Below are 19,281 nucleotides of genomic sequence, written 5' to 3'. Positions count from 1 at the left end.
GGGAGAGGGTTAGAGAACGCGTGTTAGAGCGGGATTAGGATAGCTTTTTGATATGGAGGTTAAAGCCATGCGCATGAGCCTCTTCCAAACCGGGACGAAGCTCCCGCGTTTTAGGGTCGTAATCCCCACTCGCTGCGGAGCGGAACGCAATAGGCGGCGTGGTTTCTAACGTGGCGAGACGCTCCCGGAAGCGGTCAACAACAGCTGGGAAGCCTTCGCCATAATCTTCTAGCCGGTCGGCGTTATAGACGAGGAAGGACGGCAAGGTAGCAAAGCCCGTATAAAAGAGCGTGCCATGGGTGAGCGGGAAGAGGAGGTCCTCAATAGGGCCGCAAATGCCGCGGGCGGCGTAGTCATGTTCTGTCCCGCCGATTGTCACGCTGAGCATGGCGCGTTTGCCCTTCATGCTTCCATCGCCGTAGCTTTTGCCTGTGCCATATGCAAAGCCAGCAGAAAAGACGCGCTCAATCCATCCCTTTAAAATAGCCGGAGCAGAAAACCACCAGAGGGGGAATTGGAAGATAACCGCATCAGCCCAGAGGAGCTTTTCTTGCTCCTCTTTAACATCTTCGGTCAGTTCTCCACTCTTATAAGCTTGGGCAGAGGAGGCTGCGACATTAAAAGGCTCGCCCGTTGTTTGATGGGGGAAGTCAGCACGATCAACCGTGGCTTTCCACTCCATGCGATAAAGGTCGGATAGACGTACTTCATGGCCGAGGGAGCCGAGTTCTCGTGCGGCAATATCAACCAAAGCCCCATTGAGGGATTGGCGTTCAGGATGGGCGAGGACGATGAGAATATTCATGCTGTAACCCTTTGTGAGTCCGATCATCATATAAAGAGGTCCACTTAGGCTACGCTTCTGCTGCAAGAGAGGCAACAGAAGGTAGGGCAGAGTGGGAAATGCTTGACGGAGGGCGGTAGAGGTCGTAAAGGCATAAAAAGTTTACGGACACGTCACTCCGCGAGGGTTCGCGCAGTGGCGCATTTGTCATGGAATTAAGGATAGATCGTGTTCGAGCAGCTCTCTGGCAGAATGTCGAAGGTCTTTGAGGGTCTCTCCCGTGGGGGGAAGCTTTCGGAGGGTGACGTCACCGAGGCCATGCGCGAGGTTCGCTTGGCCATGCTGGAGGCCGATGTCGCCCTGCCTGTGGTGCGCAGCTTTGTCAGCAAGGTAAAGGAGCGCGCTGTTGGTGGTGAGGTGCTGGATGGCGTTTCCCCCGGTCAGGCTGTGGCGAAGATTGTCAATGATGCGTTGATTGAGGCTCTGGGCGGGGCGGGGGCTGTTCCGCTTAACCTCTCTGCCCCGGCACCGATTCCGTATCTTTTGGTTGGTTTGCAGGGGGCGGGTAAAACCACGACCGCCGGTAAGCTGGCTTTGCGCCTTGCTAGCCGGGAGCGTAAAAAGGTGCTGCTGGCGAGCTTGGACGTGCAGCGTCCCGCCGCGCAGTTGCAGCTTCAGCAAATTGCTGAGCAAGTGAGGGGACGGACGGAGGGGTTAGTCACCTCATTGCCGATAGAGCAGGGGCAAGGGCCGGTTGATATTGCCCGCCGCGCGCTAGAGGCTGGCCGTCGTGAAGGCTTTGATGTCGTTATTTTAGATACCGCAGGGCGTCTGGCGATTGATGAAGCTTTGATGGATGAGGTCCGTCAGGTCCGTGACGTGGCAAAACCGGTGGAAACGCTGCTGGTTGTAGATGCCATGACCGGGCAAGATGCCGTTAATACCGCCCAATCCTTTAAGGAGCAGGTCGGGCTAACAGGCGTGATTATGAGCCGTATGGATGGTGATGCCCGTGGTGGTGCCGCCCTCTCCATGAAGGCCGTAACAGGGGAGCCCATCAAATTCACCGGCTCTGGTGAGAAGATGGACGCTCTGGAAGAGTTTCATCCTGAGCGTGTTGCAGGGCGTATCCTCGGTTTAGGCGATGTCGCCGGGCTGGTGGAAAAAGCGTCCGAGCAGCTTGATCAGGAAGAAGGTGAGCGTGTTGCCAAGCGGATGCTCGCCGGCAAGTTTGATCTGAATGATTACGTCTCACAGATCAATCAAATTAACCGCCTTGGGTCTATCTCTGGTATTCTTGGTATGTTGCCGGGGATGGGCAAGCTGAAGGATAAGCTCGCGGGGAAGGATTTGGATACCTCCATCTTCAACCGGCACAAGGCGATTATTTCCTCCATGACAGCGCAGGAGCGCAAAAACCCGGAGATTATCAAGGCGTCACGCAAGAAGCGTATCGCTCTTGGCTCTGGGACGAGCGTGCCAGAGGTTAACCGGCTATTAAAGCAATTTAGCGAGATGGCCACGATGATGAAGCGGCTTAGTAAAATGGGCGGCTTAGCAGGGTTGATGCGTGGCATGGGGGGTGCTGGTGGCCTAGGTGATATGCTCAAGGGGATGGGCGGTCCAGCTGGCCGACCACCTTTTGGCTAAGTGTCTGCTTGGCTGTGTGTTTTTTGTAATGTTTTGATAAGGCAGGAGTTATTATGAGCCTGAAGATTCGTCTATCCCGCGCAGGGGCGAAGAAGCGTCCGTACTATCACATTGTGGTGGCCGACAGCCGTAGCCCGCGTGATGGCCGTTTTGTAGAGAAGGTCGGGGCTTATAACCCGATGCTTCCTTCCGACCATGCCGAGCGTGTCCGTCTTAATGACGAGCGCATTAAGCATTGGCTGGAGAAGGGCGCGCAAGCGACCGACCGTGTGGCACGTTTCCTCGGTCATGCAGGGTTGGCTCCGAAGCCGACCTTCCATGAGCAGCCGAAGAAATCTGCACCGAAGAAGAAAGCCCAAGAGCGTGCTGCTGCCGCTGCTGAGGCCGCTAAGGCAGCCGAGGCCGAGTAAGGCCTAAGCGGGAGATTTCCTCTTGTCACAATCTTCGTCACATCAGGATGTTTTGGTGGCCACAATTGGCCGCCCGCATGGTGTAAGGGGCCTTGTGCGCCTGCATCCTGCCACAGAGCATCCCGAAACTGTGGAGGCACTTGGCCCTCTGCATGATGAGACAGGGGCTATGTGGCATATACGCTGGAAGGCACCGGGCATAGCGGCCATTCTAGGGCAGGATGGCCAGCCATTACCGGACCGTACAGCGGCAGAAAAGCTGGTGAATCGTAAGCTCTATGCAGCGCGTGAGGCATTGCCAGAGGCAGATGAGGATGAGTTCTATCATATTGATCTCATCGGTATGGAGGCCTCTCTAACCTCTGGGGAAGCAGTTGGGCGTGTTGTGAATGTCCATGATTATGGGGCAGGTACAAGCTTAGAGCTGGAAACAGGGCAGTTGATTCCTTTCACCATGGCGTGCGTGCCGGAGCTAGACATAAAGGCAAAACGCCTTGTGATCGTTCCGCCGGAGGCTGTGGAGGTAGAAGGGGATTTAGCTGGTGAGGTAGAAGTCCGCTCATGACATGGCAGGCTGATATCTTAACCCTTTTCCCGGAGATGTTCCCCGGCCCGCTAGGCTGTTCTTTAGCAGGCCGTGCGTTAGAGCGAGCTTTATGGGCGTGCCATACGCACGACCTTCGCCCCTTTGGGCGGGGGGTGCATAAAGCTTTGGATGACGCGCCTTTTGGCGGGGGAGCAGGGATGGTTATGCGGCCTGATGTGCTGGATGACGCCCTAACCAGTGTAAAGCAGGTAGGCGATAACCGCCCGGTGATTTATCCAACACCGCGTGGGCATCGCCTAGGGCAGAAGGATATTGCACGTTACGTTCAGGGGGATGGGGTTATCATTCTTTGTGGACGGTTCGAAGGGGTGGATGAGCGCGTGCTGGAGAAACATGCAGTCGAGCAAGTCTGCATGGGGGATTTTGTCCTTTCAGGGGGAGAAATCCCAGCGTTAGCCCTTTTGGATGGTTGTGTGAGGCTTCTGCCGGGTGTGATGGGGTCCGCATTAAGTGGGGAGGAAGAAAGCTTCTCTGCTGGATTGTTGGAATATCCCCAATATACACGGCCTGCATGTTGGGAGGGGCGCGAGGTTCCTCCGGTTCTGCTATCTGGCAATCATGGGGAGATCGCCCGTTGGCGTGATGAGAAATCCATTGCTGTAACGCGGACGCGCCGCCCAGACCTCTGGGCTGTGTATGAACGCTTTCAGTACGATTGAGTTTGTTTTTGCAGGAGTTTGAGTATGAACATCATTCAGCAATATGAGGCGCGCGAAATGGAGCGTCTCGCTGCTATCCGTAGCGTACCAGAGTTCGCCGCAGGGGATACAGTGCGCGTTGGTGTGCGCGTTGTGGAAGGCACACGCGAACGTGTTCAGGTGTTTGAGGGGGTCGTGATTGCCCGCTCTAACCGTGGCCTTGGCAGCAGCTTTACGGTGCGTAAAGTCTCCAATGGTGAGGGGGTGGAGCGTGTTTTTCCTCTTTTCTCCCCTGCGATTGCTGATATTACAGTAGTGCGCCGTGGTAAGGTGCGCCGTGCGAAGCTATATTATCTGCGCGGTCGCTCTGGTAAGTCCGCTCGTATTGCCGAGCGTCCACGCGATGTGAAGCAGGAGGGCTGATTCTTCAGCTCTCATTAAAGGAGATGAGAGAGAATGCAACATCCGGAAACCCCTAGAACTTTATACGATAAGATCTGGGATGATCATGTGGTGAAAACCCTTGATGACGGAACAAGCCTTCTCTACATCGACCGGCACCTCCTCCATGAGGTGACCAGCCCGCAGGCTTTTGAGAGTTTGCGGGCTGCGGGCCGCCCAGTACGGCGTCCTGATGCCACAATGGCTGTGGCAGACCATAATGTTCCAACCTCTGACCGCTCCCAACCGGTGGAAGACCCACAGAGCCGCCTTCAAATTGAAACATTGGAGGCGAATGTTAAAGAGTTTGGCGTTCCATATTTTCCTTTACGGTCCCGCCAGCAGGGCATTGTGCATGTGGTTGGGCCAGAGCAAGGCGTTTCCCTCCCCGGCATGACGATTGTGTGCGGGGATAGCCATACCTCCACCCATGGGGCTTTTGGCTCTTTGGCTTTTGGTATTGGTACGTCTGAAGTCGAGCATGTATTGGCAACCCAGACGCTGCTTCAGAAGCGTAGCAAGAATATGCGTGTGCGGGTTGAGGGTGATGTCGCACCGGGCGTGACGGCAAAGGACATCATGCTCAGCATCATTGGCCGTATCGGCACAGCTGGTGGGACAGGCCATGTGATTGAGTTTGCAGGCTCTGCCATCCGTAATCTGGATATGGCTGGGCGCATGACGCTGTGTAATATGTCTATCGAGGCCGGAGCGCGCGCGGGCATGGTCGCACCGGATGAAACGACCTTTGCGTATGTAAAGGGTCGTCCTTTTGCCCCGCAGGGTGAGGCTTTCGAGCAAGCCGTGGCTTATTGGAAGACGTTAGCCACCGATGATGGCGCGCATTTTGATGAAGAAGTGGTGTTGGATGCCGCGGCAATTACGCCGTCTGTCACATGGGGGACAAGCCCGGAAGATGTCCTGCCCATTACAGGCACCGTGCCCCGCCCTGAGGAGTTTGCCGACCCAGCCAAGGCCGAGCGTATCCGCCGCACGCTGGCCTATATGGGGCTAGAAGCAGGGCAGAAAATTGCCGGCACACCGGTGGATGTCGTCTTTATTGGCTCTTGTACGAATAGCCGTATTGAGGACCTTCGCGCCGCTGCGGCAGTCCTCAAGGGGCGTAAGGTGGCCGAGGGTGTGCGCGCGATGGTCGTGCCGGGCTCTGGCCTTGTGCGCTATGCTGCGGAGCAAGAAGGGCTGGACAAAATCTTCCGTGAAGCCGGGTTTGAATGGCGCGAAGCGGGCTGCTCTATGTGCTTGGGTATGAACCCCGATAAGCTCAGTGCGGGGCAGCGTTCTGCATCCACCTCCAACCGTAATTTTGAGGGACGGCAAGGCCCGGATGGGCGGACGCATCTTTGCTCTCCCACTATGGCCGCTGCGGCGGCTGTGACAGGGACGCTCTGTGATGCGCGTGATTTGTTAAAGCCTGAATTGGCAGAAGGAGCCGCTTAATCATGGAAAAGTTTACACGTTTAACCAGCGTTGCAGCGGCTCTCCCACAAGAGAATGTGGATACGGACCAAATCATCCCCGCTCGTTTTCTTAAAACCATTCATCGCACGGGGTTGGGTAAGCATCTTTTCGCCGGGCAACGTTATGATGCGCAGGGGAAGGAAAACCCGGATTTCGTGCTGAATAAACCAGCCTATCGTAAGGCTGGTATTCTCATCACGCTAGATAATCTGGGCTGTGGTTCTTCGCGCGAGCATGCCCCTTGGGCGTTGTTGGATTTCGGTATTCGTTGCGTTATCGCGCCTAGCTTTGCCGATATTTTCTATAATAACTGCTTTAAGAATGGCATTTTGCCCATTCGCCTGCCGCGTGAGCAATGCCTCGCTCTGATGGAGGATGCGAGCCATGGTGAAAATGCGCGCTTAACCGTTGATTTGGAAAAGCAAGAGATTCATCGCCCTGATGGTGAGGTCGTGACGTTTGAGATGGACCCGTTCCGCCGTCAGGTTCTTTTAGAAGGGCTGGATGATGTGGCTCAAACGCTGAAGACTCATGAGGAGGCCATCCGCGCTTTTGAGGCCCGGCCTTCACGCGCGTGGGTGCCTTCAACGAAGCAAGCTAGCCGCCCGCAAAGCGTCATTGGCGCAAAAGGAGAAACAGTATGAGTGCCTCACATAAAATCCTTTTGCTGCCCGGTGATGGCATCGGGCCAGAAATTATGGCTCAGGCGGTCAAGATTATTGATTGGTTGAAGGCCGAGCGCGGGCTTAATGTTGACTTGTCGGAGGACCTTGTCGGTGGGGCGTCTCTGGCTAAATATGATGTACCCATCCGCGATGAGGTGATTGCCAAAGCAAAAGTGGCCGATGCTGTTTTATTTGGCTCGGTAGGGGACCCAGCATGGAAAGATGTCCCCTTTGACCGCCGGCCAGAGGTAGCTATTCTGCGCTTGCGTAAGGATTTGAATCTTTACGCAAACTTACGTCCTGCCAAATTGTTCGACCCGTTATTATCGGCATCTGCGTTAAAGCCGGATGTGGTGCGTGGGTTGGATTTGATGATTGTGCGTGAGACGGTCGGCGGTGTGTATTTTGGCGAGCCGCGCGGTATTGAGACCCTCCCCGATGGCACAAAGCGCGGGATTAATACCGAAGTTTACACCACAGCCGAGATTGAGCGTGTGGCCCGTGTAGCGTTTGACCTCGCTCGTTTGCGGAGTGGTCGTGTTTGCTCGGTAGAGAAGGGCAATGTCATGGAGAGCGGTCTGCTCTGGCGTGAGGTTGTGACGGACCTACATAAACGTGAATATAGCGATGTCACGCTGACCCACATGTTAGCTGATAATTGTGCGATGCAGCTCGTGCGGGACCCACGGCAATTTGATGTGATGGTTACGGGGAATCTCTTTGGGGATTTATTATCTGACCTCGCCTCGATGTTGACGGGCTCTTTAGGCATGTTGCCTTCTGCCACATTAGGCACACCGGTCGGGAGTGATAAACGCGCGGCTTTATATGAGCCCATTCATGGGAGTGCACCCGATATTGCGGGCAAGGGCATTGCGAACCCGCTTGCGCAAATCCTCTCCTTAGCGATGTTACTGCGTTATTCGCTGGAGCGTGGTGAGGATGCTGCGTTGATTGAGCAAGCCGTGTCTGATGTTCTGGCCTCTGGGTTACGGACGGCAGATATTGCGGCGGCGGGCGATACCCCCGTGGGGACTGAGGAGATGGGTGCGGCTGTTCTCAAAGCATTGCGCGCCCGCGCTTAAGTGCAAGGGGCCTAAGAAGCCCCTGTTAAAGATGTAAAGAGGAGTGGATATGCCACTTGCTGCCACGCGGATGGGGCGTATTTTGCCTAGCCAGACCATCGCCATTACGCAAAAGGCGCGGGCTTTAAAAGCAGAGGGGCGGGATATTATTAGCCTCTCTGCCGGGGAGCCGGATTTTGATACGCCTGACTTCATCAAACAGGCAGCGATAGAGGCAATCCAGCGTGGCGAGACAAAATATACAGACGTAGCGGGAACACCGGCCTTACGCCAAGCTGTTGCTGCGCGGTTGAATGCTGATTTCGACCTTGATTACCGCGCGGAGGAGATTTGCATCTCTATAGGCGGTAAGCAGGTCATTTATAACGCCATGGTCGCGACATTGAATGAGGGGGATGAGGTCATCATCCCGGCCCCGGCGTGGGTCTCTTACCCTGATATTGTACAGCTGGCTGATGGTAAGCCGGTCATCGTACCCACGACGTCCGAGACGGGGTTCCGTCTAACAGCCGAGCAGTTACGGGCAGCCATTACACCGCGGACGCGTTGGCTGATGTTGAACTCCCCCTGTAATCCGACAGGCAGTGCGTATTCTCGTGAAGAGTTAAAGGCCCTAACAGATGTGCTGCTAGAGCATCCGCAGATTTGGGTTTTAACGGACGATATTTATGCCAAGCTGACCTATGATGGGCGGCAGGCTTATACCATCGTGCAGGTAGAGCCGCGCTTGCGGGAGCGTACCCTTACGATGAATGGTGTCAGTAAAGCCTATGCCATGACAGGCTGGCGTATTGGTTTTGCTGCCGCCCCCGTGCAGTTGATAAAGGAGCTGATAAAGCTGCAAGGCCAAAGTACGAGTAATGCCTGCTCTATCGCCCAAGCGGCGGCCTTGGCGGCTGTGTCTGCCCCGCAAGATTTCATTCAAGAGATGGTCTCTGTTTATCAAAAACGGCGGGACCTCGTGGTCGCAGCCCTTTCCCGCGTGCCGGGGCTTATATGCCCTAAGCCGGAAGGGGCTTTTTATGTGTTCGTCTCGGTGCAAAATCTGTTGGGTAAGCGCACAGCAAGTGGGCATGTGCTGAAGAATGATGAAGATTTCGTCACGGCCTTGTTGGATGAAACCGGGGTTGCTGCCGTGCATGGCACTGCGTTTTTGATGCCGGGTTATTTCCGTGTGTCATACGCGACAAGCACGGAGCTTTTGGAGGAAGCCTGCCGCCGCATTGCCCGTTTTTGTGAGGGGCTAGCCTAATGTTTAAACCAGCTGAGCGTTTAGCGACATTACCCACACCCGCAACCATTGCTATGGCCGCGCGTGCGCGTGAGCTTAAAGCGCAGGGTAAGCCGGTGATTTCCTTAGCCTTGGGCCAGCCGGATTTCCCATCGCCTAACGCCGCGTTGGAAGGTGCGGTGGCAGAAGTCCGCGCGGGGCATACTGGCTATCCGCCAATTCCCGGTCAGAAGCCGCTATTGGAGGCCATTGCGGCAAAGTTTAAGCGGGATAATGGGTTGGATGTATCGCTAGAGCAGTTGATGGTCTGTAATGGCGGCAAACAAGCTATTTTTAATGCGTTTATGGCCTCCTTAAATGAGGGGGATGAGGTTGTTGTTCCCGCTCCTTATTGGGTGAGTTATCCCCTTATTGCGCGGATGTTTGGTGGTGTGCCGGTGGAGGTCCCTTGCCGGGAGGAAGATGGCTTTCGCCCACAAGCAGAAGCGATTCGCTCAGCAATCACCCCACGCACGCGTTGGCTTGTGCTGAACTTCCCCAATAATCCGACCGGGGCTATTCTAGAGCGCGCTGATTTGGAGGCGATTGCTGCCGTGTTGCGCGATGCCCCGCATGTCATGGTGATGAGTGACGAGATTTACGAGCATCTCACCTTTGATGGTAAAGCGCATCTTTCTTTGCTCAATGTCGCGCCGGATTTGGCAGAGCGTGTCCTCATCATCAATGGGATGAGCAAAGCTTATGCGATGACTGGCTGGCGTGTCGGCTTCGCTTGTGGTCCTGTGCCGCTCATTAAGGCGATGATTAAAGTACAGGGCAATGCGACATCCGGCATTTGTACCTTGGCACAAGGCGGGGCCGCCGCGGCTTTGCGGGAAGATATGGCCGGGGTGCAGGCGATGCGGGCAACTTATGAGCGGCGACGTGGCGTTGTGGTCGGGGCTTTACAGCAGATTACCGGGCTTAGCTGCGCTATGCCGCAAGGGGCATTTTATGCTTATCCCGGCTTATCTACTTTGATGGGAATGTATTCAGCCGGGGGGCGTTTGTTAAAAGATGATGTCGCCTTTGCTGAGGCTCTGTTGGAGGAAGCGCACATCGCTACAGTTCCCGGCTCTGCCTTTGGTTATGGCCCACATTTACGGCTCTCCTTTGCGGCCGCCGATGCAGAGCTTGCCGAAGCCTGCGAGCGATTGAAGGATTTTGTGGCGGGGATAAAGGGCTAGGACGATAGTTGTTAGCAAAAGCGTAACAGCGCAACTGTGAAAATACTTCTTAAAAGTCGGCCTTTCTTGATAAGCCGTGATTTCCTGCTAGGGTGCGGGCACGTCATCAGGAGGATAGGTGTTTGCGGTGAGACGAAAACGGCCAATTTTTTATAAAGCCTCACGGAAAGAGGTATCAGTTGCTTCTACGCTTGGTCGTATGTTTGTGTTGTTGGGGCTGACATTCGGCTTCCTTCTGATCGTGCGGTTTTATCGCCCTGTATTTCCTCTTGTGCAGTATGTGGCTGGGACAAGATGGTGGCAGCAGCTTTATAGCTTATTCCATATCGAGACCGCTTTGGGGCGGGAGCAAATGTTGCTCCTTGGCATTGTGTTGGCGTGTTTTATATTGGCCCTGCTGATTCAGCTTATCGGGTTGTGGCTCTTACATAAACTCCGCAGGCGTTAGGGCTTCTTTTGCCCTAAAGCGGATGATGCCACGCACAACCATGAGAGGATGATCATACTGCCTCCAAGAGGGGCAAGCCGTGCGAGAAGGAGATACCCAAAGCCATGTAAGGCGACGGGGATGCTAAAAAAGGTGGTGCCGAGTGCGAGTCCTAAGCATCCTATAGTAAGGCGAAGCGGATGCAGGCGGGTGACGCCTAGGGTAAGAGCGCAAAGTGCAATACCGTGCCATAAGGCAATATCAGCGGCTTTTTGCACCATGCTACGCCCTTGTGGTGGGAAGAAGGCGGCATCAGGTAGATGCGTTGCAAGTGCCTGTGTTGCCACAGCAAGGCCAGCATAAAGAGCACCAAGTGCGAAAAGATAATGTAATATCTTACACATAGAGTGGGGAATCATCCTGTTATGTGGTGGCATATTGAGTATAACCTGATGTCATTCTAAGAGACGCCCATTGTTTCAGTTGTTTTGAGGGATGAGAAGGGGAAAATTGTATGAGACGTTATTCTATAACCTGTATCGCATTTTTAGCGATGGGGGGATGTATGTTCCCGCCGAATCCTCCAAGGGTTCCCCCCTTGCCAAAAGGCCCTACAGCATCGCCTAAGCTTGCTGCGGCAGATGTGGGTATAGTGCAGAGCATTGATTCTAAAGCCGTTTATATGAAGGCTATTGCAAGTTTAGCCGCAACCCATAGTGAGGATGCCCTTATTAAGGGTTTTGCAAGTCAGCTAGCGCAAGATTACGATAAAACGCATGTTGCCGCGCAGAAGATTGCAACGAACTTTAATCTTACTTTGGCGGATACATCCTCGCCGGTGGAGAAAGCCCGTTTGGCGACGTTGGGCAAGCTGTATGGGCGGCCTTTTGATAAGGCCTTCTTATACGATATTACCCATGCTTCCACGGCTAAAGAGCGAGCCACTTTAGTTGCTGTGCAGAAAAATGGGAGTATAGCCGATGTGAAAAGCCTTGCAACTGCAGTAGCAACTTTGTTGGAGCAGTGCCGTACTCAAGGTAATGGGTTATATCATCGTTAACTTGTTTTTGACTTTTTTGTGATGATGTGGCAGAGGCAAGTAGTAGCTCACAATAAAGGTTCGTTATTCTCTCTAAATGTGATGCATCATTCTTCTTCGAGGGGGGATTTTGTAGAGAGAGGGGTAGGGTAACGGGCCTAGCTGTATCACTTTATTGAAGATTGTTGAAATTATAGACAATGCAGGATGAATCATATCTGAGTGAACATTCTCTCCGTGAAGCGTTGGAGAGAATGGGGATGGGTAATAAAGGGAAGACAAGCCCGCAAGGCAGTGAGGGCACATCACGCCCGCAAGCTCATCAGGAGGGGCGTGGTCCCTCTAGGGCGCGGGTAGGGCAGCAGACCACAGCAAGGCGGCGGCGTTTTGCGGGGGATGATACCGTGGTCGTGGAGCATCAAACTCTTACGCGCCCCGGGCAGAAGCGGCATACAAACCGCGCGGCTATCACGACAGAAGCGGGGCAGGAGCAAGAGCGGCTCAAGCAGAGTTTACAGCGGGAAAGACGCCGCGCTCATGACGCAGAGGCAGAAATTGCGCTTTTGGGGGAACGTGTCCGTACGGCGACAACGCAAATAACGCATTTGCGTCTCCAAGTGGATGAAGGGAAGGCTGAACTCCGAAAACGTGATGAGGAGATTTTACGCCTTCGTTCGGAGCTGCATCAACTGAAGGAGCAACAACGCAAAAAATCTGCGGCGGTGGAGACGGTGAAAACAGCTCCATTGGAGACGGATGAATCTGGCCAAGAGCCAGTGCAATGGTGGAAGGATTAAGGGCCTATGCCGCGGCATGGGCAAGAACGGGTGGCGGCGCGCCCGTTAAAGATTGTCCATGTCGGGGATTTCTTTTTTAGTTTGAAGAAGAACGCCCCTAGCCAGTTTAGCGTGGGGGGAAAGCTCTCTCATGGGTTAATCCGCAACGGGCATCACGTTATTGATGTCTCCTACCGCGATATTGCGCGTGCGGGGGGATGGTTTGGCAGCCGCAAATTAGGGCGGCGATATTTATGGCGTGCGTTGAAGGCGTTTCTCGCTCTTAGTGCGCCGGACCTTCTTTTACTAGGTCATGGCTACATGATTCCCCCGGCTGTTATTGCGGAGATACGCCGCCAGCAGCCGGGTATGCTCATCGTTCAATGGAATATTGATGCATTATTTGTTCCCGATAATGCACGGGATTTTGCAGCGCGGCATCAGGTGGTGGATGCAAGCTTTATCTCCACAGCAGGCTCTGTTGTGCGAGAGTGTGTGGGAGAGGAAGGGCGCGTCTATTTTTTACCGAATCCGGTAGATGCCAGCATTGAGCGTGGCCGAGCGTTTGCGAATCAGTTTTTGAAGGCGGACCTTTTTTATTCTTGTGGCAATCCAGCGCGAGAGCGGCTCATTTGTGGTCAGAGCTGGGAGATGAATCGGTTTTGCCAGATGTTAGAGGGGACATTGCCGCCCACTATGCGCTATGCGTATGCTGGGGTACGCGGGCAACCTTATGTGAACGGGCCTTTTTACGCCGCATTGCTAGAGCAGAGCGCAATGGGTCTTAATATTAGCCGCCGCGCAGATTATTACCTCTATAGTTCTGACCGTCTTGCGCAGATGATTGGCAATGGCCAGCTTGTGGTTATGGAGCGGCAAACAGGGTATGACCGCCTCTTTTCTGACCAAGAAATGGGCTTTTTTAATACGCTGGAGGAGCTAAGTGAGATGCTGCGCTTCTTCCATCACCACCCCAAGGCGCGGCAAGCGGTCGCGCGGGCGGGGTGGCAGCGTTATCATCAGCTGTTTAATGAGCGTGCCGTGGCCAATTATTTGATTGGCCAGACACTCGGCACGCTTTTGGAGGATGAGCATAGGTGGCGGCATATAGCCGCCATATAGGGGACGGACCTTACTTACTGCACATGCTCTTGGAACTGCGCAGCCCGCAAATGTGTGCGGTTATATGTCAGCTCATCATGGTTTAATTGGAAGCCGATTTCCATAGAGTAGGGGCTAATTTGCGGGTTGTTCCCTGTTGGAATATCAATAAAGCGTAAGGGCGTGTTGGCCTGCATAACCGAGAGAGAGGGCGTTAATTTCACCGTCTCGGTGAAGATTTTTTTATCCACAATCTGTCCATCTTGCAGGATGGCTACAAAATACGGAATGGTCACAGTATCGCCCTTTGCCGCCGGGCCGCGCTCTAGCTGAAGGTTCAAGCTAAGACGAACACGGGTGAGGGGGCGTTTTTGTTCATCCTTAGGGCCTGTACGGCAATCACCTTGCACGGCCAGAATATGCGTTGAGGTCAGCCTGTGCGCGGCATCTAGCCCTTTACCATCATAGGTAATGAGGTCGGCTAAGGGGCTGGGTACATCAAACTTAGGGCAGGCGGGGGCGAAGGTGTGGGTTGTGTCTTCACCCTCACAGCCAGTGAGTAATGTTACGAGCATGAGGGTACTGAGTCCCCCCATCAGGTGGGAGAAAATGCGGGTAGGAGAGGAGAATACAGGCATCGGACTCAGAAAACTCCACAGAAAATTAGGTGCAGGACATTGCAGCAGACGGCAATACAGACGATATAGGGCCCCAAGGGGATGCTTTATGCGCTATGTCCTTGTATGAGGTATCGCCAAACCGTTCAATATTGTATCGTTTATCGCCTGCCTGGGGAAGATTATGTCAGAACAGACGACGCTTGTAACCTCCAACTCTGCTAACCCCGGAGCAGATTCGCCGGCCTCTCGGCCTAAATTAAAGATTCTACTCGCCGGCCCGCGTGGCTTTTGTGCGGGGGTGGACCGCGCCATTCGTGTGGTGGAGGAAGCCTTACGCCGCTATGGTGCTCCTGTTTATGTCCGCCATGAGATTGTTCATAACCGTACCGTTGTGGAGGGGCTGGAAGAAAAAGGGGCTATCTTTGTAGAGGAGCTTGATGAAGTTCCTGAAGATGGTCATGTGGTGTTTTCCGCCCATGGTGTGCCGAAATCCGTGCCAGCGGAGGCGCAGCGGCGTAACCTCTTATATTTGGATGCTACATGCCCGCTTGTCTCTAAAGTGCATCGGGAGGCAGAGCGTCATTTTGCCGGTGGTGGGCCGGAGCAGCGTCATATTTTGATGATTGGCCATGCAGGTCACCCCGAGGTTGTGGGGACGATGGGGCAGCTCCCTCCCGGAGCCGTTACCTTGATTAATGATGCGCGTGAGGCTGCTGAGGTTCAGCCAAAGGATGTGAATCGTCTCGCCTTCATTACCCAAACGACACTCTCAGTTGATGATACAGCGGAGATTGTTGATATTCTGCGTACGCGTTTTCCTAATATTGAGGGGCCACGGCGGGAAGATATTTGTTACGCCACGACGAATCGCCAAATGGCGGTTAAGGAGCTGGCTGCGGAATGTGATTTGGTGATTGTTATTGGCTCGCCCAACTCCTCCAATTCGCAGCGGCTACGCGAAGTGGCAGAACGCTCTCTTGCAAAGCGTGCCCTCTTGGTGCCGAAAGTCTCCGATATGGATTGGAGCGAATTGAATGGCGTTAAAACATTGGGGATGAGTGCCGGGGCTTCCGCACCGGAGAGCTTGGTGCAGGAGATGATAGAGGAGCTTTCCGCTCGCTATGATGTCACTATTGAGGAGCGCATTGTGAAGGAGGAGAATATCAATTTCCGCTTGCCACAGCCTCTGGCGGATGCGGTCTAAAGCCTTATGGCCGTTTATACGGAGTTAGATGAGGAGGTCTTACGGGACTTCCTCTCCCTTTACGCTATAGGGGACTTGCACTCCTTCGTTGGAATTGCGGAAGGTGTTGAAAATAGCAATTTTTTGCTCAAGACAACGCAGGGCCGCTTTATCCTAACCCTTTTTGAAAAACGCATGAACCCGCAAGAATTGCCGTGGTTCTTGGGGTTGATGGGTCATTTAGCGCAGCATGATATTGCGTGCCCTCAACCTGTCATGGCGCGGGATGGCCGCGTATTGCGGCAATTAGCGGGTAAGCCTGCTGTGATTGTCAGCTTCCTTGAGGGGCACGCACGGGAGGAGATTACACCAGCGGCGTGCGCGCAAGTGGGGCAGGCTTTGGCGCGTTTGCACAAGGCGGGGCAAAGTTATGAAGCGGAGCGTCCCAACGCTCTGGGGCCACAGGGATGGCAAAGCGTCTTCGCAAGTTGCACCGATGGCGGTGATGAGGCTGTAGCAGCCCTCATTACAGAAACAAAAGAGGCTCTCGCTGCGGCTATTAAGGCATGGCCAGAGGCGAATGATTTACCGCGTGGGCAGATTCATGCCGATTTATTCGTGGATAATGTCTTTTTTGAAGGAGAGACCTTATCCGGCATTATCGACTTCTACTTCGCCTGTACAGACTTTCTCGCTTATGACCTCGCTATTTGTGTAAATGCGTGGTGCTTTAAAGCCGAGCAAGATTATCAACCCGACCGAGCAGCGGCCCTTTTACAAGGTTACGAGCAGATTCGCTCCCTAAGTGATGCAGAGCGGGCGGCTTTGCCGGTCTTATGCCAAGGGGCGGCGTTACGGTTTTTGCTCACGCGTCTTTATGACTGGGTTCATACCCCAGCCGGGGCGTTAGTGACGCGTAAAGACCCATGGGCGTATCAACGGCGGTTGAATCATTTCCAAAAGGTGCCGCATGTCCCGTAATGCTGAGGCGAAAGATACCCCCACTATGGAGGTTGATATTTGGACCGATGGCGGGTGTAAACCTAATCCCGGCCCCGGGGGATGGGGCGTACTTTTGCGCTATCAAGGGCATGAGAAGGAAATGAAAGGCGGCGAAGCGGAGACGACCAATAATCGTATGGAGCTTACCGCTGCCGCTATGGCCTTGGAGGCCCTAAAGCGACCTTGTATCGTGAATCTTTATACCGATAGTGCTTATTTGCAGAATGGCATAATGCGTTGGCATACAGGGTGGGTACGCCGTAATTGGCGTAATGCATCAGGTGACCCGGTAGCGAATATGGATTTATGGCGGCGCATTTTAGACGTTGCAAAACGCCATAAAATAGAATGGCATTGGGTGAAGGCTCACGCAGGGCTAGAGGAAAATGAGCGCGTTGACCAATTAGCAACCGAGGGGCGGGAGGAGCTGGAGTAAGGGGCTTCCGCTATCTCCTTCAATAAGGAAGGTTTTGCATCTTTCTTGTGGAGAAGCGCATTATAGGGCTTTACCCATCGGTTAAGTTTCGCTAGATAGAGCCTCGCTGGTCCCGAATAGCTCAGTTGGTAGAGCAAGCGACTGTTAATCGCTGGGTCGTAGGTTCGAGTCCTACTTCGGGAGCCAGCCTTTTGGGCAAGTCCGACCTTTTAAGGTGCGGGCTTTTTTTGTGCTTAAAGCGAGGAAAGTTTTTTCATCATTGTGAAAAAAAGCCTTTACCCATCCGAGGAGTTTCGCTAGATAGAGCCTCGCTGGTCCCGAATAGCTCAGTTGGTAGAGCAAGCGACTGTTAATCGCTGGGTCGTAGGTTCGAGTCCTACTTCGGGAGCCAGCCTTTTTAGTAAGTCCGACCTTTTAAGGTGCGGGCTTTTTTTATAGCCCTTGCAAATAATCTGCCCTAACGGTTCTACCCTTTCTTACAATGCAGTATGAGGGGGGAAGTATGAGGACTAGCCATAAGGAAGGGCAGAGAACAACATGACAGGCGCAGCGCAGACACAAGGCTCTCAGAGCATTAAATATGCAACCGTGACATGGGATCAACTCCACCGTGATGCGCGTCTGCTTGCAACGGAGTTGATGCGTCAATATAGGCCCTTTCGTGGTCTTGTGGCTATCACACGGGGCGGTTTGATTCCTGCCGCAATTTTAGGGCGAGAGCTGGGATGCCGGTTGATCGAGACGGTCTCAGTAGTGAGCTATGAGGGGGAGGAAGGGACCCAGCAGGCACCCAAACTGCTCAAAGCGGCAGAGGCCGCAGGGGACGGTGAGGGGTTCCTCATTGTTGATGACCTTGTCGATTCCGGTGTGACAGCGCGTTATGTGCGGGAGATGCTGCCTAAGGCGGTGTTTGCGTGCCTTTATGCCAAACCCGATGGCCGACCTTATACAGACCATTATGTAACGGAAGTCGCACAAGATACATGGGTGTTGTTCCCGTGGGATATGGCCCCGCAATTTGTACCGCCCCTTAGCCGAGGGAGTGTTGTATAATTTGTAAAAAAACATCCTTTTTGGGCCGAAACCCTCTTGTCTAAAAGGGTAAGGCCCTTTAAGAAGTAGCTCACGTCGTCGGGGCGTGGCGCAGCCTGGTAGCGCGCCTGTTTTGGGTACAGGAGGCCCCCGGTTCGAGTCCGGGCGCCCCGACCACGTTTTATAGTAGGGCACAGCGCGCCCTTAGCTCAGCTGGATAGAGCAACAGCCTTCTAAGCTGTGGGTCGCTGGTTCGAATCCAGCAGGGCGCACCAGCTTATATTTTACCCTTTACAATAGATAGCCTTCTTAGCCTCTGTGAGTAGGACAGTTAATCCTCTCTCCGTAAAAGGGCACAACATGGAGCCGCGCACTCCCTTAGTGCTGTGGGCAGTGTTTTAAGGGAGTGATTCGGGGTTGAGGATGAGGGGGGTGTCTTGGCGCGTATAATGCGTTGGCCCAATTTTGGCGTAATGAGCCTCGTGAGAGAAAATATTATACTCAACACCACTTGTTAACGCATGGAAAAGCCGTGCATTGTGCGGTGTGCGATAGCTGTGGAGAATACGGGAATATATAATAGGCCCCGTGGTTAGGAACGTCCCTTGCAGGCCGACACCATGGATGAAAGGGTCATAAAGCTTAATATTACATAATGTTTGATGAATAATACGCCGCAATAGAGGGTGCCCTGCTGCGTAGATAAGGAAGAATTGTTGATATTCTCCCGCATATTTAACATGCTGAATCTCAGGATATTCCGTACTGACACGTGGCCAGAAAGATAATAAGGCTGTATCGTCAGGATGAATTATTGTATGCAGCGGGACAACGATTGTTGATTTAAGGTCCAAATACACGCCGCCAAGCTGATAGAGGCAAAGATAGCGGAAAAGATCGGCTCGTGCGGCTCCGTAGCGAGGGTTTATAGCGTTATAATATTGTAAAACATCGTGACCATAGTGCTCTGCTATAAACTCATGAATAGTACGGCCGCCTTGGTCGGACCAATAGCAGAAGTCATAATCTGGGTTGAGAAGAATCAGATTATCACGATTTTGCCGAAACGATTCGGGGAACTCAGCCTCTTTGCCTGTTTGGTGGATATATTTTGCAATTTGGGTGGCTGGCGTTACGGCTGATGGCGGGGCGGGAAGTATATTAGGGTCAATGATACGCACATAGCTATCGGCACTGAGCATATTGCTATGGTGAGCCATGGACATATCAGGATGGAGAACGAGGTTTCCTTTTTCAGGATGGGTAAAGACACATTGATTATTGCCCATATTTTTAAGCACATAGCCATGCTTTGCCATCTCTTGCTCAGAGGCAGGAGGGAGAGCGTTTTCATCGCTGTAAGCGCAAACATGCTGTTGTGTTAGCCTCTCGGTGGTGTAGGCAATATAAGTATTAAGGCGGCTAAGGAACATGATGCAGGCCCTTTCG

At 53.5% G+C, this 19,281-nt stretch carries 22 protein-coding genes and 4 tRNA genes; 22 read left to right on the top strand and 4 right to left on the bottom strand.

The annotated features are described in order from the left end of the window. Positions 1-34: 34 nt before the first annotated feature. Complete coding sequence (locus NQF89_RS03320) at positions 35-835, bottom strand: NAD(P)H-dependent oxidoreductase (RefSeq protein WP_457851384.1); 801 nt, start codon at positions 833-835, stop codon at positions 35-37. A gap of 177 nt (positions 836-1,012) precedes the next feature. On the opposite strand from NQF89_RS03320, the gene ffh reads away from it, so the two are divergent. The 11 genes from ffh (at position 1,013) to NQF89_RS03265 (ending at position 10,664) form a co-directional block, all read left to right on the top strand. Continuing rightward, positions 1,013-2,434, top strand: a complete 1,422-nt coding sequence (gene ffh, locus NQF89_RS03315; RefSeq protein WP_266137487.1) for a signal recognition particle protein — start codon at positions 1,013-1,015, stop codon at positions 2,432-2,434. 53 nt (positions 2,435-2,487) lie between these two features. Then, positions 2,488-2,844 carry a 30S ribosomal protein S16 gene (rpsP, locus tag NQF89_RS03310; protein ID WP_155573382.1) on the top strand — a complete coding sequence of 119 codons (357 nt, stop codon included), beginning with the start codon at positions 2,488-2,490 and terminating at the stop codon, positions 2,842-2,844. A gap of 22 nt (positions 2,845-2,866) precedes the next feature. After that, a complete protein-coding gene (gene rimM / locus NQF89_RS03305; RefSeq protein ID WP_155573381.1) occupies positions 2,867-3,409 on the top strand; it encodes a ribosome maturation factor RimM in 543 nt (180 codons plus the stop codon). After that, a complete protein-coding gene (gene trmD, locus NQF89_RS03300) occupies positions 3,406-4,110 on the top strand; it encodes a tRNA (guanosine(37)-N1)-methyltransferase TrmD (RefSeq protein WP_155573380.1) in 705 nt (234 codons plus the stop codon). Before rimM ends, trmD begins: the two co-directional genes overlap by 4 nt. Positions 4,111-4,134: 24 nt before the next feature. Beyond that, the gene (rplS, locus tag NQF89_RS03295) at positions 4,135-4,512 is read left to right on the top strand and encodes a 50S ribosomal protein L19 (RefSeq protein WP_155573379.1); all 378 of its coding nucleotides are present in this window, start codon (positions 4,135-4,137) and stop codon (positions 4,510-4,512) included. Between the two features lie 33 nt (positions 4,513-4,545). Next, positions 4,546-5,988 (top strand): 3-isopropylmalate dehydratase large subunit, encoded by a 1,443-nt coding sequence (leuC, locus tag NQF89_RS03290; RefSeq protein WP_155573378.1) that lies wholly within the window; start codon positions 4,546-4,548, stop codon positions 5,986-5,988. Positions 5,989-5,990: 2 nt separating this feature from the next. Further along, positions 5,991-6,653 (top strand): 3-isopropylmalate dehydratase small subunit, encoded by a 663-nt coding sequence (gene leuD / locus NQF89_RS03285; protein ID WP_155579453.1) that lies wholly within the window; start codon positions 5,991-5,993, stop codon positions 6,651-6,653. Beyond that, the gene (gene leuB / locus NQF89_RS03280; protein ID WP_266137486.1) at positions 6,650-7,759 is read left to right on the top strand and encodes a 3-isopropylmalate dehydrogenase; all 1,110 of its coding nucleotides are present in this window, start codon (positions 6,650-6,652) and stop codon (positions 7,757-7,759) included. Before leuD ends, leuB begins: the two co-directional genes overlap by 4 nt. 49 nt (positions 7,760-7,808) lie before the next feature. Next, positions 7,809-9,011, top strand: a complete 1,203-nt coding sequence (locus NQF89_RS03275; RefSeq protein WP_155573375.1) for a pyridoxal phosphate-dependent aminotransferase — start codon at positions 7,809-7,811, stop codon at positions 9,009-9,011. After that, the gene (locus NQF89_RS03270; RefSeq protein ID WP_155573374.1) at positions 9,011-10,216 is read left to right on the top strand and encodes a pyridoxal phosphate-dependent aminotransferase; all 1,206 of its coding nucleotides are present in this window, start codon (positions 9,011-9,013) and stop codon (positions 10,214-10,216) included. The genes NQF89_RS03275 and NQF89_RS03270 overlap by 1 nt, the downstream gene beginning before the upstream one ends. Positions 10,217-10,343: 127 nt before the next feature. Beyond that, positions 10,344-10,664 (top strand): hypothetical protein, encoded by a 321-nt coding sequence (locus NQF89_RS03265; protein WP_266137485.1) that lies wholly within the window; start codon positions 10,344-10,346, stop codon positions 10,662-10,664. Here the strand turns inward: NQF89_RS03265 and NQF89_RS03260 are convergent. Then, the gene (locus NQF89_RS03260; protein WP_196424603.1) at positions 10,661-11,047 is read right to left on the bottom strand and encodes a DUF423 domain-containing protein; all 387 of its coding nucleotides are present in this window, start codon (positions 11,045-11,047) and stop codon (positions 10,661-10,663) included. The genes NQF89_RS03265 and NQF89_RS03260 overlap by 4 nt on opposite strands. Before the next feature lie 110 nt (positions 11,048-11,157). Between NQF89_RS03260 and NQF89_RS03255 the strand changes: the two genes are divergently transcribed. The 3 genes from NQF89_RS03255 to NQF89_RS03245 all read left to right on the top strand — a co-directional run bounded on the left by NQF89_RS03255 (position 11,158) and on the right by NQF89_RS03245 (position 13,580). Then, positions 11,158-11,703, top strand: a complete 546-nt coding sequence (locus NQF89_RS03255) for a DUF4142 domain-containing protein (protein ID WP_155573372.1) — start codon at positions 11,158-11,160, stop codon at positions 11,701-11,703. 179 nt (positions 11,704-11,882) lie between these two features. After that, positions 11,883-12,479, top strand: coding sequence for a hypothetical protein (locus tag NQF89_RS03250; RefSeq protein WP_155573371.1), 597 nt, complete (start codon positions 11,883-11,885; stop codon positions 12,477-12,479). A 6-nt stretch (positions 12,480-12,485) separates the two neighbouring features. Next, complete coding sequence (locus tag NQF89_RS03245) at positions 12,486-13,580, top strand: glycosyltransferase family protein (RefSeq protein WP_155573370.1); 1,095 nt, start codon at positions 12,486-12,488, stop codon at positions 13,578-13,580. 14 nt (positions 13,581-13,594) lie between these two features. Here the strand turns inward: NQF89_RS03245 and NQF89_RS03240 are convergent, their stop codons facing one another. Beyond that, entirely contained in the window at positions 13,595-14,197 is a 603-nt protein-coding gene (locus tag NQF89_RS03240; RefSeq protein ID WP_266137484.1) for a hypothetical protein, read from the bottom strand. Between the two features lie 163 nt (positions 14,198-14,360). Here NQF89_RS03240 and ispH point away from each other — a divergent pair, with 163 nt between their 5' ends. The 8 genes from ispH to NQF89_RS03200 all read left to right on the top strand — a co-directional run bounded on the left by ispH (position 14,361) and on the right by NQF89_RS03200 (position 18,107). Then, positions 14,361-15,383, top strand: coding sequence for a 4-hydroxy-3-methylbut-2-enyl diphosphate reductase (gene ispH / locus NQF89_RS03235; protein WP_155573368.1), 1,023 nt, complete (start codon positions 14,361-14,363; stop codon positions 15,381-15,383). A 6-nt stretch (positions 15,384-15,389) separates the two neighbouring features. Beyond that, positions 15,390-16,343, top strand: coding sequence for a homoserine kinase (locus tag NQF89_RS03230; protein ID WP_155573367.1), 954 nt, complete (start codon positions 15,390-15,392; stop codon positions 16,341-16,343). Next, on the top strand, positions 16,333-16,800 hold the full coding sequence (rnhA, locus tag NQF89_RS03225) for a ribonuclease HI (protein WP_266137483.1): 468 nt from the start codon (positions 16,333-16,335) through the stop codon (positions 16,798-16,800). Before NQF89_RS03230 ends, rnhA begins: the two co-directional genes overlap by 11 nt. A 110-nt stretch (positions 16,801-16,910) precedes the next feature. After that, positions 16,911-16,986: transfer RNA gene (locus NQF89_RS03220), tRNA-Asn, on the top strand. 129 nt (positions 16,987-17,115) lie between these two features. Continuing rightward, positions 17,116-17,191, top strand: a tRNA-Asn gene (locus NQF89_RS03215). A gap of 146 nt (positions 17,192-17,337) precedes the next feature. Further along, positions 17,338-17,853, top strand: a complete 516-nt coding sequence (gpt, locus tag NQF89_RS03210; protein ID WP_155573365.1) for a xanthine phosphoribosyltransferase — start codon at positions 17,338-17,340, stop codon at positions 17,851-17,853. 79 nt (positions 17,854-17,932) lie between these two features. Then, positions 17,933-18,009 (top strand) — tRNA-Pro (locus NQF89_RS03205). A gap of 21 nt (positions 18,010-18,030) precedes the next feature. Further along, positions 18,031-18,107 (top strand) — tRNA-Arg (locus NQF89_RS03200). Positions 18,108-18,230: 123 nt separating this feature from the next. Here NQF89_RS03200 and NQF89_RS03195 read toward each other — a convergent pair. Continuing rightward, positions 18,231-19,265, bottom strand: coding sequence for a glycosyltransferase family 32 protein (locus tag NQF89_RS03195; protein WP_155573364.1), 1,035 nt, complete (start codon positions 19,263-19,265; stop codon positions 18,231-18,233). Between the last annotated feature and the right edge of the window lie 16 nt (positions 19,266-19,281).

Source organism: Bombella pollinis, assembly GCF_026385485.1.
Taxonomy (GTDB): Bacteria; Pseudomonadota; Alphaproteobacteria; order Acetobacterales; family Acetobacteraceae; genus Bombella; species Bombella pollinis.
This window is presented reverse-complemented; position numbering and strand designations above follow the sequence as displayed.

Excerpts from the sequence above, each read along its gene's own strand:
- rpsP (WP_155573382.1), top strand. The coding sequence starts at position 2,488 with ATGAGCCTGAAGATTCGTCTATCCCGCGCAGGGGCGAAGAAGCGTCCG.
- NQF89_RS03260 (WP_196424603.1), bottom strand. The coding sequence starts at position 11,047 with ATGTGTAAGATATTACATTATCTTTTCGCACTTGGTGCTCTTTATGCT.
- NQF89_RS03230 (WP_155573367.1), top strand. The coding sequence starts at position 15,390 with ATGGCCGTTTATACGGAGTTAGATGAGGAGGTCTTACGGGACTTCCTC.
- NQF89_RS03275 (WP_155573375.1), top strand. The coding sequence starts at position 7,809 with ATGCCACTTGCTGCCACGCGGATGGGGCGTATTTTGCCTAGCCAGACC.
- trmD (WP_155573380.1), top strand. The coding sequence starts at position 3,406 with ATGACATGGCAGGCTGATATCTTAACCCTTTTCCCGGAGATGTTCCCC.
- leuC (WP_155573378.1), top strand. The coding sequence starts at position 4,546 with ATGCAACATCCGGAAACCCCTAGAACTTTATACGATAAGATCTGGGAT.
- NQF89_RS03245 (WP_155573370.1), top strand. The coding sequence starts at position 12,486 with ATGCCGCGGCATGGGCAAGAACGGGTGGCGGCGCGCCCGTTAAAGATT.
- ispH (WP_155573368.1), top strand. The coding sequence starts at position 14,361 with ATGTCAGAACAGACGACGCTTGTAACCTCCAACTCTGCTAACCCCGGA.
- rnhA (WP_266137483.1), top strand. The coding sequence starts at position 16,333 with ATGTCCCGTAATGCTGAGGCGAAAGATACCCCCACTATGGAGGTTGAT.
- NQF89_RS03195 (WP_155573364.1), bottom strand. The coding sequence starts at position 19,265 with ATGTTCCTTAGCCGCCTTAATACTTATATTGCCTACACCACCGAGAGG.
- NQF89_RS03250 (WP_155573371.1), top strand. The coding sequence starts at position 11,883 with ATGCAGGATGAATCATATCTGAGTGAACATTCTCTCCGTGAAGCGTTG.
- NQF89_RS03270 (WP_155573374.1), top strand. The coding sequence starts at position 9,011 with ATGTTTAAACCAGCTGAGCGTTTAGCGACATTACCCACACCCGCAACC.
- NQF89_RS03240 (WP_266137484.1), bottom strand. The coding sequence starts at position 14,197 with ATGCCTGTATTCTCCTCTCCTACCCGCATTTTCTCCCACCTGATGGGG.
- leuB (WP_266137486.1), top strand. The coding sequence starts at position 6,650 with ATGAGTGCCTCACATAAAATCCTTTTGCTGCCCGGTGATGGCATCGGG.
- leuD (WP_155579453.1), top strand. The coding sequence starts at position 5,991 with ATGGAAAAGTTTACACGTTTAACCAGCGTTGCAGCGGCTCTCCCACAA.
- NQF89_RS03255 (WP_155573372.1), top strand. The coding sequence starts at position 11,158 with ATGAGACGTTATTCTATAACCTGTATCGCATTTTTAGCGATGGGGGGA.
- gpt (WP_155573365.1), top strand. The coding sequence starts at position 17,338 with ATGACAGGCGCAGCGCAGACACAAGGCTCTCAGAGCATTAAATATGCA.
- rplS (WP_155573379.1), top strand. The coding sequence starts at position 4,135 with ATGAACATCATTCAGCAATATGAGGCGCGCGAAATGGAGCGTCTCGCT.
- NQF89_RS03320 (WP_457851384.1), bottom strand. The coding sequence starts at position 835 with ATGATGATCGGACTCACAAAGGGTTACAGCATGAATATTCTCATCGTC.